The organism is Clostridium gelidum (genome assembly GCF_019977655.1).
Taxonomy (GTDB): Bacteria; Bacillota; Clostridia; order Clostridiales; family Clostridiaceae; genus Clostridium; species Clostridium gelidum.
The window spans coordinates 625,703-641,399 of the sequence record NZ_AP024849.1 but is presented as its reverse complement, the minus strand read 5'-3'; the positions used below and the strand labels follow the sequence as shown (position 1 = coordinate 641,399).

Below are 15,697 nucleotides of genomic sequence, written 5' to 3'. Positions count from 1 at the left end.
TATCAAGAGTTAATTGTTAAATTTTAAACAAACTCTATCTTTTAAATTCTTCTACTTCTCTTGAACTTAAATCAAAATATCTTAATATAGATTCCACTATCCTTTTAGAAGCTATTCCGTCACCATACGGATTAATAGACTTACTCATTTTTAAATATGCTTCTGGATTTCTTATAAGTTCATTTGCTTCATTTACTATTTGATTTATATCCGTTCCAACTAATTTAACAGTTCCAGCTTCAACTGCTTCCGGTCTTTCTGTAACATCTCTAAGTACTAATACTGGTTTTCCCAAATGTGGAGCTTCTTCTTGCAATCCACCTGAATCTGTCATTACCATATATGATTTATTCATTAAATTATGAGTTTCTTTAGTATCTAAAGGAGATAATAAATGGATTCTATCCTTTCCTCCAAGTCTTTCAAATACTACATCTTTGACAACAGGATTCAAATGAACTAAATACACTAACTCTACATCACTATTTTCTTCCACTATCTTATTTAATGCTATACAAATATTTTGAATTCCCTCGCCCCAATTTTCTCTTCTATGAGCAGTAATCATTATTACCTTTTTGCTGAAATCAATATTATTCAACTCATCGCTTTCAAATATATAATCCTCTTCAACAGTATGCTTCATAGCATCAATTACAGTATTTCCTGTAATATATATATCATTTTCCTTTATTCCTTCTCTTAGTAAATTTTCTTTCGAACCCTTAGTTGGTGCAAAGTGTAAATCTGCTAAACTACCTGTTAGCTTTCTATTCATCTCTTCCGGAAATGGGAAATATTTATTGAAAGTTCTAAGGCCTGCTTCTACATGACCAACCTTAATTTGTTGATAAAATGCAGCTAATGAACCAGCAAATGTAGTTGTTGTATCTCCATGTACCAATATCATATCTGGTTTTTCTTCTATAAATACTTCTTCTAATCCCTCTAAAACCCTATTTGTAATACCTGTTAATGTTTGCTTTGTTTGCATTATATTTAAATCATAATCTGGTTTAATATCAAACAAATCTAAAACTTGATCTAACATTTCTCTATGCTGAGCTGTTACACAAACTTTTGATTCAATCTCTTCTCTTTTTTCTAATTCTTTTATTAATGGTGCCATTTTTATAGCTTCTGGTCTAGTTCCAAAAATAGTGATAATCTTCTTTTTATTCAATTTACACCCTCCTACTTATAATATATAATGATTTTAATTTACTTATTTATACAGACTTCATCAATCAAACACATTGTTAATATTAACTTTAAATTATAAAAATCAAACCAACATGCATGCTTCAATTATAGATTAGTATCCTGCATCCTTCATAATTCTAAGTGAATCATCATCTTCTATCCATGAATCTACATTTATTTCCCTATGTTCTTCTTTTGAAACTCTTATAATTACATAGGAAATACCTGCATTTATAATTAATCGCTTACACATTGAACAAGAATTAGCATCCATAACATATTCTTTTGTTTTTACATCTTTTCCAACTAAATATAATATAGCACCAATCATGTCTTTTCTTGGAGCACTTATTATTGCATTAGCTTCGCTATGTACACTTCTGCAAAGCTCATATTGTGTTCCTCTTGGAACTTGAAGTTTTTCTCTTATACAGCTGTTTAAATCTATGCAATTTTTTCTACCTCTAGGCGCTCCTGTATATCCTGTAGAAATTATTTCATCATTTTTTACTATTATTGAACCATAGTTTCTCCTTAAACAAGTTCCTCGTTCTAAAACTGTTTCTGCAATATCTAAATAATAGTTTTGTTTATCACGTCTATCCATTTTCATATTCCCCCAAATTAACTAATAATTAATGATGAATAATGAATGGTTAAGGTTGAAATTACAATTACTTTTTATGAAAAACCGTAGGCTTTTCTTCCTTAATCATTCATCGTTCATTATTCACTCTTAATCATTATCCTATTTAGTTCCAAATAATCTATCTCCAGCATCACCAAGACCTGGTACTATATATCCATGTTCATTTAGCTTTTCATCTATGGCAGCTAGATAGATATCAACATCATCATGAGCTTTTTGTACAGCTTCTATTCCTTCTGGTGCTCCTACTAAACACATTAATTTCAAACTTTTTGCGCCTCTATTTTTTAGCATAGTTAAAGCATCTATTGATGATCCACCCGTTGCAAGCATTGGATCAACAACTATTATATCCCTGTCTGCAATATCTTGTGGTAATTTACAGAAGTATTCTACTGGTTGAAGTGTTTTTTCATCTCTATATAATCCAATATGTCCAACCTTAGCTGCTGGAATTAAATTAAGTACTCCGTCAACCATTCCAAGACCAGCTCTTAAAATAGGAACTACTGCCATCTTTTTACCTGCAAGCATTTTACATTTTGTTAAGGCTACTGGAGTCTTTACTTCAACTTCTTCCATATTTAAATTTCTTGTTACTTCATAAGCCATTAACATAGAAATTTCTTCTACTAATTTTCTAAAATCCTTCGAACCTGTTTTCTCATCTCTTAAAAACGCCAATTTATGTAATATTAGTGGGTGACTTATTTCTATAACTTTACTCATTATTATTCCTCCAAATTTCACTTTATATATTTATAGCCCTATATAATTTCTTAAGGTCCCAACTTATGCTTTTATGTTTTAAAATCACTTATTGTATTTCTTTTCAATTCCTGAAATCTTATCTATTCTATTTTGGTGTCTATCACCTTCAAATTTTGATGTTATAAAAGTTTTTACTATATCTAAAGCAAGCCCAGTACCAACAACTCTTTGCCCCATAGTTAATATGTTTGCATTATTATGTTCTCTAGTTGCATGTGCACTAAACGTGTCTGAACATAGCGCTGCTCTAATCCCCGGAACCTTATTAGCTGCAATACCAATTCCTATTCCAGTACCACAAATTAATATACCAATCTCATATTCTTTTGATACAACAGCTTCTGCTACTGGCAGTGCGACATCAGGATAATCGCAAGAACCAGTTGAATATGTACCAAAATCTTTTACTTCATACTTTTCATTTTCTAAAAATTTAATAATTTCATTTTTTAATTCAAATCCACCATGATCGCATCCAATTGCAATTTTCATAATTAAATCCTCCTCCGAATTATAATTTAGTATTAACACTTATTTTATAAGTGTTAAGTTCTTGGTTATACTTAATAAGTTGTTAATTGCGCTCCGCGCTTTTTTCATAAGTGCATGCTTTTTTTATATGTGTAAAAGTTCTTGATTTCACTTAGTGCCTTTTTTATATGTTCATATTCTGAAGAATATATATAGTAATATTGTTCAGAATAAACATTCTATTCTGTAGAATATTTATTTCAATATTATCTCTTTAAAAATTAAACTTCAATAATATCAAATCCAGCGGCCTTATTTAATCTATTCATAATAGCTACTCCGACGCCCTCTTCTTCATATCCTTCTGCTAAAATTAAATCAGCTCCTAAATCATCGCATTTTCTTAAAGCCTCAAACAAACTTTTAGCAACTGTTGACAAATCTAATACACTTCCTAAAACCATGCTTATACCTTCTGTATATTCTTCAACATTTTCTTCAACAGTAAGGATGCATACCTTTTTACCTTTTTCTATATTATAGTGTACCATTTCTCTTATTTTTTCAACAGTTTTTTTTCTTTCTCCTAAAATTATTGTAACCTTAGCATTAGGTGCATAATGTTTATATTTCATTCCTGGAGCTTTTGGCTTTAGATTTTCTCCTGGTTTTTGTAATATAGCATTATCTATTTCAATGCTTGAATCCACTTTTTTAAGCATTTCTAATGTAATACCACCTGGACGTAAAACTATTGGTGGAACTACAGTACAGTCAACTATTGTAGATTCTACACCTATATCACTTTGCGCTCCACCTAAAATGTAATCCACTTTTCCATCTAAATCCTCAATACACCTCTCATAATCTGTCGGACTTGGTCTTCCACTTATATTAGCAGAAGGCGCTGCAATAGTTGTATTTGATAATTCAATGAGTTTTCTTGCTATTTCATTGTCGGGCATTCTAATTCCAATAGAATCCAAATTAGCACTAGTTATATCTGGTATTATGTCCTTTTTCCACAGAATTATTGTAAGTGGTCCCGGCCAAAATTTGTCTATAAGCTTATTTGCTATTTCCGGAATTTCTTTCACATATGCTTCTATATCTTTTGATGAAACATGAATAATTAATGGATTATCTTGTGGCCTTCCCTTTGCCTTGAATATTTTCTCCACTGCTTTTGCATTAAGCGCATCTGCACCCAATCCATAAACTGTTTCTGTTGGAAAAGCTACAGTTCCACCATTTTTTATAACTTCAGCTGCTTCTTTTATTTTTTCTTCATCATCTTTGATGCTTTTAATTATACTAACCTTAGTTTTCAAATGTTTTGCCTCTTTTCTTAAGTAGATAAATGAGAGTCCAAATTTTATATTTGGTTTCTTGAACTTAGTTAACTCGTTATAAAATGATTCTGTGTGAATCAGTTAATCAGACATCTCTAATCTATGATTTTATGATGGTCGCTTACTCTTTAAGTACTCAGCGAACGCATGAGTCGAGTTTCCTAATAAGATATTTAACTATTTATTTTATTTACCAATACCTTGCTAAACTATAAGTTGCCCTCTTGCTATCTTTATGTTTTGTATACTTTCATCAGTATAAATAGCCTTAACACAATTTTTATATATTGAGTCTAGTAGTAAGTATTTTTTTAATCCCCCTCTTTTGATCACTTGAAAATAGTAATCTCTTTTTTTGTTTTGCTGTTTAATATCAGTATATTCCTCAAGAATTTGTGGATATCTCTTTAAAAAGTTATTATCTATTGGTCTTAATCCCTTGTTTTTAAAAATTACACTTGTTATTAAAACTATTTCTAAGTCATAATCTGATTTATTAGTATGTACTAATGTAACTTTATCACAAATAATCAAATGTTCCTTAGCAAAAATACCTACCTTGAATATTAATCTATTGTTTAAACATCTATATTCTACCCTATAAGAATTCATTTTAATTATAATAGCTATTGCTATCAACAAATCAATAAAAATCACATAACTTATATAAAACATAGTTGTTAATCCAGTTATCATTAATACTATAGGAAGAATAATTAAAATAATAACCATAGTTATTATTAATATTTTCAAATGTGATTTTTCCTTTTTTATAGCCTGATATATATTCATATTCAATCCCCCAATTACTTTTAAGAAATATGAAAGAAAAGAACGCATGAAAGATGCGATGTATATTTTACAAAATAGCAAGACAATATATTAATCCCATATATTATCTATTTTTGAACATCACCGAGTAATCTTTCACAAAATAGATTAGCATATTTTCTTAAATATGCCTAAAGCCCTACATATTTAATGCAAGGCTTTTGGAGTAATTTTATTACAGTTGTGTATTTCCCATTAGTTTCATTTTTTCAGCTTGATCTGCTGTAATAAGTGAATTTATCATCTCATCAAGATCCCCACTTAAAAATGAGTCTAACTTATATAAAGTTAGTCCTATTCTATGGTCAGTAACTCTTCCTTGTGGATAATTATATGTTCTAATTCTTTCGCTTCTATCTCCAGTTCCAACTTGACTCTTTCTGTCTTCAGCTATTCCATCTGATCTTTCTTTTTGTGCCGCTTCATAAAGTCTTGATTTTAAAACTTTCATAGCCTTTTCTTTATTTTTCAATTGTGATTTTTCATCTTGGCATGAAACTACAAGTCCTGAAGGTAAATGAGTAATTCTAACAGCTGAATCTGTAGTATTAACACATTGTCCTCCGTTTCCTGAAGCTCTAAATACGTCTATTCTAACATCCTTATCTGCAATTTGTATTTCAACGTCATCAACTTCTGGCAACACTGCTACCGTAACTGTTGAGGTATGAATTCTTCCACTTGATTCAGTATCTGGAACTCTTTGAACTCTGTGAACTCCACTTTCATATTTTAATTTAGAATAAGCTCCATTACCTTTAATCATAAATACAACTTCTTTAAATCCACCAAGATCAGTTTCATTCAAACTCATAATCTCTACAGACCATCTTTGAGTTTCTGCATATCTTGTAAACATCCTAAATAAACTATATGAAAATAGTGCTGCTTCTTCGCCACCTGCACCTCCTCTGATTTCTACGAATACATTTCGTTCATCATTGGGGTCTTTAGGTAATAATAAAATTTGTATTTCATTTTCCAATTCGACTTCTCTATTTGTGAGATCACTTATTTCTTCGTTTAACATGTCTCTCATTTCTCTGTCGCTTTCACCACTTAGCATTTCCTTATTAGCTTTTAAATCTTCAGTAACTTTTTTATACTCTCTATAACTATTCACTATGATTTCTAAATCAGAATGCTCTTTACAAAGCTTTCTCCATTCATTTTGATTTTGCATAATTGATGGGTCACCAATTTTAACTGATAATTCATCGTATTTATTTTCTATAAATTGTAATTTATCTAATAACATTTAATCACTCCGTACTTCATTTTTCATATTTCTACATTATATCATATTTTACGTCATATTCAAAAATAGCAGATCAGATTAATCATCTAACTGCTAACAATATTCTAGCTTAGCTACAAAAATCCAGCCTTAAACCCAATTACCACTCTATCAAGACTAGCAAAATCTTTAACTACTTTTACATTTGTAAAATTGCCTTCTTTCATTAACAATTTTACTTTTTCTGCTTGATTATGTCCTATTTCGAATGCTAGTATTCCATTATTCTTTAATGCAACTTGACTTTGCTTAATTATTTCTTTATAGAAATCTAGTCCATCTATTCCACCATTTAAAGCTGTATGAGGTTCATATTTTTTTACATCATCCATCAGACTTTCTATTTCTTCTTCCTCTATATATGGAGGATTTGAAACTATTATGTCATAGATATTTTTATTTTCTATAGCTTTTTCTAATAAATCACTTTTTATAAATGAAACTCTATTTTCTAAATTATTTTCTTTTATATTTATTATTGAAACTTTTTCTGGAATAGGATAATTATCTATCAAATCCACTTTGACATTTTGTCTAAAACTAGCTAATGCTATACCAATCGCACCAGAACCTGAGCACAAATCACATATATTTTTCTCTTCATCTTCTTGTATGTTTTTAAGTACTTCATCAACTAATATTTCTGTATCACCTCTAGGGATTAAGACTCCTTCTTCAACATAGAAATCAATCCCCATGAACTCACACTTTTTTAAAATATATTTAACCGGCATTTTATTCCTTCGCTTTTCAATTAAATCAAAATATTTTTTAGTGTTTTCATGGCTAACTTCTTCTTCTCTATTCGTAATTAAATACACTCTATTTTTTTCAATTATGTTTCCTAATAATAGTTCTGCATCTAATCTTGCTGTATCAATCCCATTTTCTTTTAAAGTTGTTGTACCAGTATTTATTAATTCTTCAATCTTCTTATTAGAATCTTGAATTCCTTCTGATGCTTTTAAAGCTGCAATAGCAACTTCAATTTGCGAATCATCCGGTTCTTTTGTTGTTAATAATTGTAATTTAAGTCCTGGATATGCTATTATCTTAGATAACATCCCATCACTTTTCCCAAGCCACTTTATAATTTCATAGCTAATTCCCGTAACTAATGGTATAAGTATTATTCTAAGTGCCAATCTTTCTACAATTCCACCCCAACCAGTAAAAGAGAAAATTGCAATACTAACAAACATTATTAAAAATAGGAAGTTCGTTCCACATCTTGGATGTAGTCTTGATTGTTTCTTAACATTTTCTACAGTTAGCTCTTCCATAGCTTCATAGCAAAATATTGTTTTATGTTCAGCACCATGATATTGAAAAACTCTATATATATCCTTCATTTTGCTTATCAGAAACATATACAAAACAAGAATTGTTATTCTTATAGCTGCTTCAATTAAATGTAGTATTATATTAGACATTCCTGCTTTATTGAAGATAGAGGCTATACCAGTTGGTAATGCAACAAAAAGACCAATTGCAAAAATGAAAGAAACAATCATTGTTATACCCATAAATATATCATTAACTCTTTCACCAAATTTATTATCTAGCCATATTTCAAATTTTGAAGGGCTTTCTACTTCTTCTTCTAAAAATGAAGCTGAATAATTCATAGCTTGCATTCCAACTTTCATTGAATCTATGAAAACAAAAAAGCCTCTAAGAAAAGGTATATTTAATAGTGGATATTTTTTTGTTAACGGTTTGTTATCTTTATATTCTATTTCTATATTTCCATTAGGAGTTCTAACAGCTGTTGCAAGACTTTTACCACCTCTCATCATAACGCCTTCTATAACTGCTTGACCTCCAACATCACATCTTTTCATTAATAAAATCACTTACTCTCTTATCTTATTTTTCGGTGTATTTGTAATAACAATCTCCACATAATGATTCATATTGAACATCATTTTTATCGTCAATTGCAATTTGTTCTCCCTCAAATACAAACTTTCCATTTATTTTCCTTCCATTAAATATAGCTTTTTTGCCACATGCACATATAGTTTTCATTTCTTCTATGCTATGCGCTAATAATAGAAGTCTCATGCTACCTTCAAATCCATCTCTTTTAAAATCGGTTCTGAGTCCATAACATATAATAGGTATATTACTTTTAACTGCAATTTCAAATAATTGATCTATTTGAGTGCTTTTCATAAATTGAACTTCATCCACTAATATACAATCTATTCTTTTATTTTCTTTTAAGAAGCTCACCATTATTTCTAAAATATTATCATATTCTGAAATTAGCAAATCAACTTGCCTATTTACACCTAATCTAGATACAAGCGTATCTCCGCCTTTATCGTCAATCTTGGGTTTTAAAATGATTACTTTCATTCCACGCTCTTCATAATTATAAGCAACTTGCATTAAATGAGTCGACTTACCTGAATTCATAGCGCCATATCTAAAATATAATTTACTCATTCCTAAAGTACTCTCCTTATTAAGATATCATATTCGATTATATCATTTAATACTCAGCATAAAAAGATATTTTTATATTATTCATCCTATGTTAACTATTTTCACTCTTAATTTTCAGTGATTTAATTATCCAAGTTATTATTGACGCTAAAAATCGACTATGATATAATCTAATGGTTGTTATTGAATAATTAACATAAGTTTATATAATTGAAAGAGGTGAAAAATAATGAGAGAAGGCATACATCCAGAATACCACCACGAATCAGTGGTTAAGTGTGCATGTGGAAACACTTTCACTACTGGTTCTGTTAAAGAAGAACTAAAAGTTGAAATATGCTCTAAATGCCACCCATTCTTCACTGGTAAACAAAAAATCATGGACATCGGCGGAAGAGTTGATAAATTTAAAAAGAGATTCAACCTTGACGAAAAGTAAGAAGCTTAGGGAAAGACATTGTCTTTCCCTTTTTCTTTAAATTTGCGACTATACAATCATAAAAATTTAAGCTTTTATTTATTCATTGAAATAATCAAATTTCAATGATTTTTTAATTTAAAACCATTGAACTAAAGGTTTATTCTTGATTATCTGCATTTAATTAATTAAATATTAATATACTGATATTTAAATTCTATAATAAATATGATAGAATATGTAATATAATACAGTGGAAATGAGTGACTTTCATGAAAAAAGTTTTAATCTTTACAACATCTACAGGTCAAGGACATAATCAAGCTGCTGCTTCAGTAGCTGAATCTTTTGAAAATGATGGTTATGAAATAATAAAACTTGATTTTTTAGCTAAGAATAGTAAAATTCTTAATGATATAATTGTAATCGGCTATGAACTTTTAGCCTCAAAATTTCCAAAATTCTATGGTTGGTTTTATTATTTAACCGATAAAAAATTAATCAATAAAATATTGAGGTTCCCATTTTTTCTTGCAAAGAAAAAAGTTTCAAAATTAATAGCTGAAATTAAACCTGATATAATTGTTGCCACCCATTCTATTAGTATCAGTGTGATTTCAGACTTAAAAAAACACGGATTAAAGATCCCATACGTTTTAATAGTTACAGATTTTAAAGCCCATTATTTATATGTAGATTCTTATATTGATGCTTATATTACTGGTAGTAATTACACTAAGCAATCATTAATAGATAGAAATATTGAACCTGATAAGATATATCCCGTAGGGATTCCTATAAATAGCAAGTTTTATACCGAAGTTACATCCGTTAATGATTTAAAGGATGATGAATATTTTAATTTATTACTTATGAGTGGAAGTCTTGGATTAAATACTATATTTATAGTTCTCAAGGAGTTATTAAAAAATCCAAATAAACTAAGAATCACCGTAGTTTGTGGCAAAAATGATCATTTGAAAAATAAGTTAACAAAATATTGTAATGATAATGAATTTGAAAATAAAAAACTTCATATATTAGGTTTCACTAAAGATATCTCTTATCTAATGGATTATTGCGATGTGATAATATCAAAGCCTGGCGGTTTAACTGTTACAGAATCCATAGTTAAAAATATCCCTTTGATTATTCCTTTTGCTATTCCTGGCCAAGAAAATGAAAATATAGATTTTCTTACTACTGAAGGATATTCTATATATGTTAAAGATTTAAATAAAATTAATGATTCAGTAAATTATTTAATAGAAAATCCAGATGAATTATCTAAAATGAAATTTAATCTCAAATTATTGTCTTCAACTTATTCTTTAACAAAGATTGTTGATATAGCAAATAATTTAATTTTACTCAAATAAAAAGATGACCACTAAAATCTAATGGTCATCTTTTTTTATATTACTTCTATTTTTTCAAGTAAGTATCTATAAATTCTTTGTTATCACGGTTTTTAGATAGCATATTAATAAGATTCTCTGTAACATTATCTCCATTTTTATCTCTATACATTGTTTGTCTTATGGCAAACGATACTTCTAGTTCTTCTTTAGATACAATTAAATCTTCTTTTCTAGTTCCTGATTTATATATATCTATAGCAGGGAAAATTCTTCTTTCTTGTAATCTTCTATCTAAATGAACTTCCATATTACCTGTTCCTTTAAATTCTTCAAATATCATATCATCCATTCTTGAACCAGTGTCAACAAGTGCAGTTGCAAGTATTGTTAAACTTCCACCTTCTTCAATATTTCTTGCTGCTCCAAAGAATTTTTTAGGCATTATAAGTGCTCCTGGATCAAGTCCACCAGATAATGTTCTACCAGTTGGATTTATTGTTAAGTTATATGCTCTTGATAATCTAGTTATACTATCCATGAGAATAAAAACATCTTTTCCTTGTTCTACCATTCTCTTAGCTCTTTCTAAAACCATTTGAGCTACCTTAGCATGATTTTGTGGTTCTTCATCAAAAGTAGAATAAACTACATCTCCATTTATAGATCTCTTCATATCCGTAACTTCTTCTGGTCTTTCGTCTATAAGTAATACTATTAATTTAATATCAGGATAATTTAAAGATATATTTTGAGCTACTTTTTTTAACAAAGTAGTTTTTCCTGCCTTAGGAGGTGCTACTATTAGCCCTCTTTGTCCTTTACCTATAGGACAAATTATATCCATTAATCTAGATGATAAATCATTTCTATCAGTTGTTTCTAATCTAAGTCTTTCTTTTGGATATATGGGTGTTAAAGTTTCAAAGTATTTTCTACCTGCAGCTTTTTCTGGATGTTCCCCATTAACTTTTTGAACAAATAAAAGAGCTTTAAATTTTTCAGTTTCTTTTGCTCGTCTTACCTTACCTTCAACTTCATCCCCTGTTCTTAAATTAAACCTTCTAATTTGGGATGGAGAAACATAAATATCCTCACTGCTAGTCAAGTAATTTTTACATCTTAAAAAACCAAAACTATTATTTTCTAAAATTTCTAAAATTCCTTTTTCAACGCTAGATTCATCTATCATTTCTTTCAATTGTTCTTTTTTTTCTATGTTTTCAGCATCAGTATTTGCTGTATTTCCTTCTATATTATTAATTGCTCTTGAAACTTCATTACTATCTCTTTTTACTGTTGTATTTGGTATCAATTCTTTTCTTTCAGGTTTTACGGTTGTATTCGGTATCAATTCTTTCCTTTCAGGCTTTACCGTAGTATTTGGTATTAATTCTTTTCTTTCAGGTTTTACGGTTGTATTCGGTATCAATTCTTTTCTTTCAGGTTTTACCGTAGTATTTGGTATTAATTCTTTTCTTTCAGGTTTTTCTGCAATTTTAGGAGCTATATTTTCTTTTAATATCACACCATCTTTTTCCACAAAATTAACAGAAGTCTTCAATATCTCTTCTACCAATTCATTTTTCTTATATTTAGATATATTTTTAACACCTAAGTTTTTAGCAATGTCTTTTAAATTTATTAAAGTCATGCTTTCATATTCTTGTTTTGTCAAGTTTGCACCTCCAATTTATAGATTACAAATCTATAAATATCAATTCTTTTATTATTTTTTCTATTTATATGAGAAATTTTAATAGCTAGATAACTAGATGTGAGATTATACTTTAGAATATTTCAGTAATATTATTTGATTATATACCTAGAAATTATATTTTGGTTCTTTATAATTGCATATAATTTTGAACTGGTAAATACTTACCAGTTCATGTTAATTGCTATATTCAAAGCTTATTATATATTAAATTTTATCATAAGACAAATTTATTTTGATTTATTTTCTTCTAATGCAGCTTTAATAAATCCAATGAATAATTTATGTGGTTTATTTGGTCTTGATTTCAATTCTGGATGAAATTGAACTGCTACATACCATGGATGATCATTAACTTCAACAATTTCAACTAATCTTTCATCAGGACTTGTTCCTGCAATTCTCATTCCTGCTTCAGATATTTGTTTTCTGTATTCATTATTAAATTCATATCTATGTCTATGTCTTTCACTTATAATATCAGAATTATATACTTTATAAGAAGTACTTTCCGCATCTAATTTACATGGATATTTCCCTAATCTCATTGTTCCACCAAGGTTTTCTATATCCTTTTGATCATTCATAAGATCTATTACAGGATATTTTGTATTTGGATTTATTTCTGAGCTATTTGCTCCTTCAAGTCCTAACACATTTCTTGCATATTCTATTACAGAACATTGCATTCCTAAGCAAATCCCCAAGAAAGGAACCTTATTTTCTCTAGCCCATTTTATTGCAGTTATTTTACCTTCAATTCCTCTGTCTCCAAATCCCCCTGGAACTAATACACCATCTACACCATTAAGGATTGCATTTACATCCCCTGCTTCGATATCTTCTGCATTAACCCACTCAATCTCCACATTAGAATCATTAGCATATCCACCATGGCTTAATGCTTCAACTACCGATATGTATGCGTCATGTAATTCAACATATTTACCAACTAAAGCAATCTTAACATTATTTTTAAGATTCTTTATCTTCTCTACCATTGAAATCCATTCAGAATTATCAATATCTCTACATCCTAAATGTAATTTTTCACAAACTAAGTTATCTAAACCTTCATTATGTAACATTAATGGTACTTCATATAAGTTTTCTGCATCTAAATTTTGAATTACTGATTTCGCCTCCATATTGCAGAATAAACCGATTTTAGCTTTTATATCATCTGATAATTCTTTTTCTGATCTACAAACTATTATGTCTGGTTGAATACCAATCATTCTTAATTCTTTTACAGAATGTTGAGTAGGCTTTGTCTTTAATTCTCCCGCTTTTCCTAAGTATGGTACTAAAGTAACATGAATATAGCAAACATTTTCCGCTCCAACTTCACTCTTAATTTGTCTAATTGCTTCTAAAAATGGTTGAGATTCTATATCTCCAACAGTTCCACCAATTTCAGTTATTACTACATCTACATTTCTTTCGTTTGCTACTTGATAAACTTTATCTTTTATTGCATTAGTTATATGCGGAATTACTTGAACTGTACCTCCAAGATATTCTCCTCTTCTTTCTTTCTCTATAACTGAACTATATATTTTACCAGTTGTAACATTTGAATTTAGAGTTAAGTTTTCATCTATGAATCTTTCATAATGTCCTAAATCTAAATCAGTTTCAGCTCCATCATCAGTTACAAAAACTTCTCCGTGTTGATAAGGACTCATTGTTCCTGGATCTATATTTAAATATGGATCAAATTTTTGAAGAGAAACATTTACCCCTCTATTCTTTAATAATCTTCCAAGAGATGCTGCTGTTATTCCTTTTCCTATCCCTGAAACAACTCCACCTGTAACAAAAATGTATTTAATGCTCATCTTTTTCCTCCCTATATAAAAATTATAATATTAATGTTGACTTCCCATTCATCTTCTGATATAATGTTTATTACCCAATAAAATAATATTTTGGGTTATTTGTCTTGCTTAATAACATAGGTATTATAATATCATATATTCATCTTAATATCTAGTCTTTTTTTATAAATTAGTCATGTCATTCTTTTCTATATTATTTTCTAATTCAAAATATTTTTCTCTGAAGAGTCTATTAACTAATAACTTCTCTTCTGCTAATCTTAGGCTACTGTTTATACTCTTAGCTGTTTTCAACTTAAATATTTCCTTAATTTCATCCATTTCTAAACAATGATTATTCTTTAAAATTAGTAGTAATATATATTTATTATCTCTATTCTTTAACAATTCGATAAATTCTTCTTCATTAATACCATAATAACTGCATATATTATTTAATATTTTTACATATTTTAATTTATTTTTCATAATCATTCCTCCTCGTATAAATTATATCCCTCCACTTCAAAATTTAATCATTTTCATTTTATTCTTTTAATATTTATTGAAATATAGATTTCTAAATAATTCGTTAAAATTAATAAATGGCAGGCTGCTCCTTTTCAGTTTGTCCTAAAAGTAAGAGTCCCAAAAGTGATGCTCCAAAAAGTGAGAATTGAAATTTTACATTTCATTCTTCGAACTTTCTCCCTGGAGCTTTTATATTTGGAACAAACCGAAATGAGTGTAACCTGCCATTTAGTCGCCTTCAGCGAAACTTTGTTAGTCCTATCTAATAAATATATATCCAATTTTTTATGGTATATAATATTTCTAATTTTAATTCACTTTTATATCAATAGTTAAATTAGTTTTTAATGCAGTTTGGTCACCTATTTCTAATATGTACATTGTATTTATAGTTCCGCCATCTTCTTTTATATTAATATCAAGCTTTTTAGTATTTATTTTAACATCCAATACTCCATAAGGTGTTTTATATAAACATACTGTTCTTTTATTATTTTCAAATTCCATCTTAGTTTCTGTAGTTCCTTCTCTTATTAAATCAAAAGAATTCTTTCTTATTATTATTGTAGTTTTTGTTCCTTCCATTCCCGAAATTTTCGTTTCGTTATATTCTACTTTAAAACCATCTTCCATTTCATAAAAATCACCTGGTGTTACTACACTTATCATATCATCGTCTTCATTTAACACAGCACTATCAACAGTGATAATTGCCTTTTTTTTCATAATTTTCCTCCATTTTTTATATTCACCTTTATAATTTAACATGATGCATATGTTCTATTTTACATCATATTTTATATCTTACACATATAGTTGTATAAC

The 15,697-nt window shown here is 28.7% G+C and carries 15 protein-coding genes; 2 read left to right on the top strand and 13 right to left on the bottom strand.

Going from position 1 to position 15,697, the window contains the following annotated elements; genetic code table 11:
• Window positions 1-34 precede the first annotated feature (34 nt).
• From wecB to psyc5s11_RS03010, 9 genes are all read right to left on the bottom strand, one after another.
• Window positions 35-1,183 carry a non-hydrolyzing UDP-N-acetylglucosamine 2-epimerase gene (wecB, locus tag psyc5s11_RS03050; RefSeq protein ID WP_224036172.1) on the bottom strand — a complete coding sequence of 383 codons (1,149 nt, stop codon included), beginning with the start codon at window positions 1,181-1,183 and terminating at the stop codon, window positions 35-37.
• 132 nt (window positions 1,184-1,315) lie between these two features.
• Window positions 1,316-1,810: a deoxycytidylate deaminase gene (locus tag psyc5s11_RS03045; RefSeq protein WP_224036171.1), complete on the bottom strand. Its 495-nt coding sequence runs from the start codon at window positions 1,808-1,810 to the stop codon at window positions 1,316-1,318.
• Between the two features lie 141 nt (window positions 1,811-1,951).
• Window positions 1,952-2,581, bottom strand: a complete 630-nt coding sequence (gene upp / locus psyc5s11_RS03040; protein ID WP_224036170.1) for a uracil phosphoribosyltransferase — start codon at window positions 2,579-2,581, stop codon at window positions 1,952-1,954.
• A gap of 84 nt (window positions 2,582-2,665) precedes the next feature.
• Window positions 2,666-3,115: a ribose 5-phosphate isomerase B gene (gene rpiB / locus psyc5s11_RS03035; RefSeq protein ID WP_224036169.1), complete on the bottom strand. Its 450-nt coding sequence runs from the start codon at window positions 3,113-3,115 to the stop codon at window positions 2,666-2,668.
• Window positions 3,116-3,375: 260 nt separating this feature from the next.
• The gene (locus psyc5s11_RS03030) at window positions 3,376-4,425 is read right to left on the bottom strand and encodes an L-threonylcarbamoyladenylate synthase (RefSeq protein WP_224036168.1); all 1,050 of its coding nucleotides are present in this window, start codon (window positions 4,423-4,425) and stop codon (window positions 3,376-3,378) included.
• A gap of 225 nt (window positions 4,426-4,650) precedes the next feature.
• Complete coding sequence (locus psyc5s11_RS03025) at window positions 4,651-5,238, bottom strand: hypothetical protein (RefSeq protein ID WP_224036167.1); 588 nt, start codon at window positions 5,236-5,238, stop codon at window positions 4,651-4,653.
• Between the two features lie 214 nt (window positions 5,239-5,452).
• Window positions 5,453-6,535: a peptide chain release factor 1 gene (gene prfA / locus psyc5s11_RS03020; RefSeq protein ID WP_224036166.1), complete on the bottom strand. Its 1,083-nt coding sequence runs from the start codon at window positions 6,533-6,535 to the stop codon at window positions 5,453-5,455.
• A gap of 113 nt (window positions 6,536-6,648) precedes the next feature.
• Window positions 6,649-8,418 (bottom strand): peptide chain release factor N(5)-glutamine methyltransferase, encoded by a 1,770-nt coding sequence (prmC, locus tag psyc5s11_RS03015; RefSeq protein WP_224036165.1) that lies wholly within the window; start codon window positions 8,416-8,418, stop codon window positions 6,649-6,651.
• 25 nt (window positions 8,419-8,443) lie between these two features.
• Window positions 8,444-9,028 (bottom strand): thymidine kinase, encoded by a 585-nt coding sequence (locus psyc5s11_RS03010; RefSeq protein ID WP_224036164.1) that lies wholly within the window; start codon window positions 9,026-9,028, stop codon window positions 8,444-8,446.
• 229 nt (window positions 9,029-9,257) lie between these two features.
• Between psyc5s11_RS03010 and rpmE the strand changes: the two genes are divergently transcribed.
• Entirely contained in the window at window positions 9,258-9,467 is a 210-nt protein-coding gene (rpmE, locus tag psyc5s11_RS03005; RefSeq protein ID WP_224036163.1) for a 50S ribosomal protein L31, read from the top strand.
• Between the two features lie 251 nt (window positions 9,468-9,718).
• A complete protein-coding gene (locus tag psyc5s11_RS03000) occupies window positions 9,719-10,825 on the top strand; it encodes an MGDG synthase family glycosyltransferase (protein ID WP_224036162.1) in 1,107 nt (368 codons plus the stop codon).
• Between the two features lie 46 nt (window positions 10,826-10,871).
• Here psyc5s11_RS03000 and rho read toward each other — a convergent pair whose 3' ends face one another.
• The 4 genes from rho to psyc5s11_RS02980 all read right to left on the bottom strand — a co-directional run bounded on the left by rho (window position 10,872) and on the right by psyc5s11_RS02980 (window position 15,598).
• Window positions 10,872-12,482 carry a transcription termination factor Rho gene (gene rho, locus psyc5s11_RS02995; RefSeq protein ID WP_224036161.1) on the bottom strand — a complete coding sequence of 537 codons (1,611 nt, stop codon included), beginning with the start codon at window positions 12,480-12,482 and terminating at the stop codon, window positions 10,872-10,874.
• A 269-nt stretch (window positions 12,483-12,751) separates the two neighbouring features.
• Window positions 12,752-14,362, bottom strand: a complete 1,611-nt coding sequence (locus tag psyc5s11_RS02990) for a CTP synthase (RefSeq protein WP_224036160.1) — start codon at window positions 14,360-14,362, stop codon at window positions 12,752-12,754.
• A 162-nt stretch (window positions 14,363-14,524) separates the two neighbouring features.
• Window positions 14,525-14,830 (bottom strand): hypothetical protein, encoded by a 306-nt coding sequence (locus tag psyc5s11_RS02985; protein ID WP_224036159.1) that lies wholly within the window; start codon window positions 14,828-14,830, stop codon window positions 14,525-14,527.
• A 351-nt stretch (window positions 14,831-15,181) separates the two neighbouring features.
• On the bottom strand, window positions 15,182-15,598 hold the full coding sequence (locus psyc5s11_RS02980) for a DUF1934 domain-containing protein (RefSeq protein WP_224036158.1): 417 nt from the start codon (window positions 15,596-15,598) through the stop codon (window positions 15,182-15,184).
• Between the last annotated feature and the right edge of the window lie 99 nt (window positions 15,599-15,697).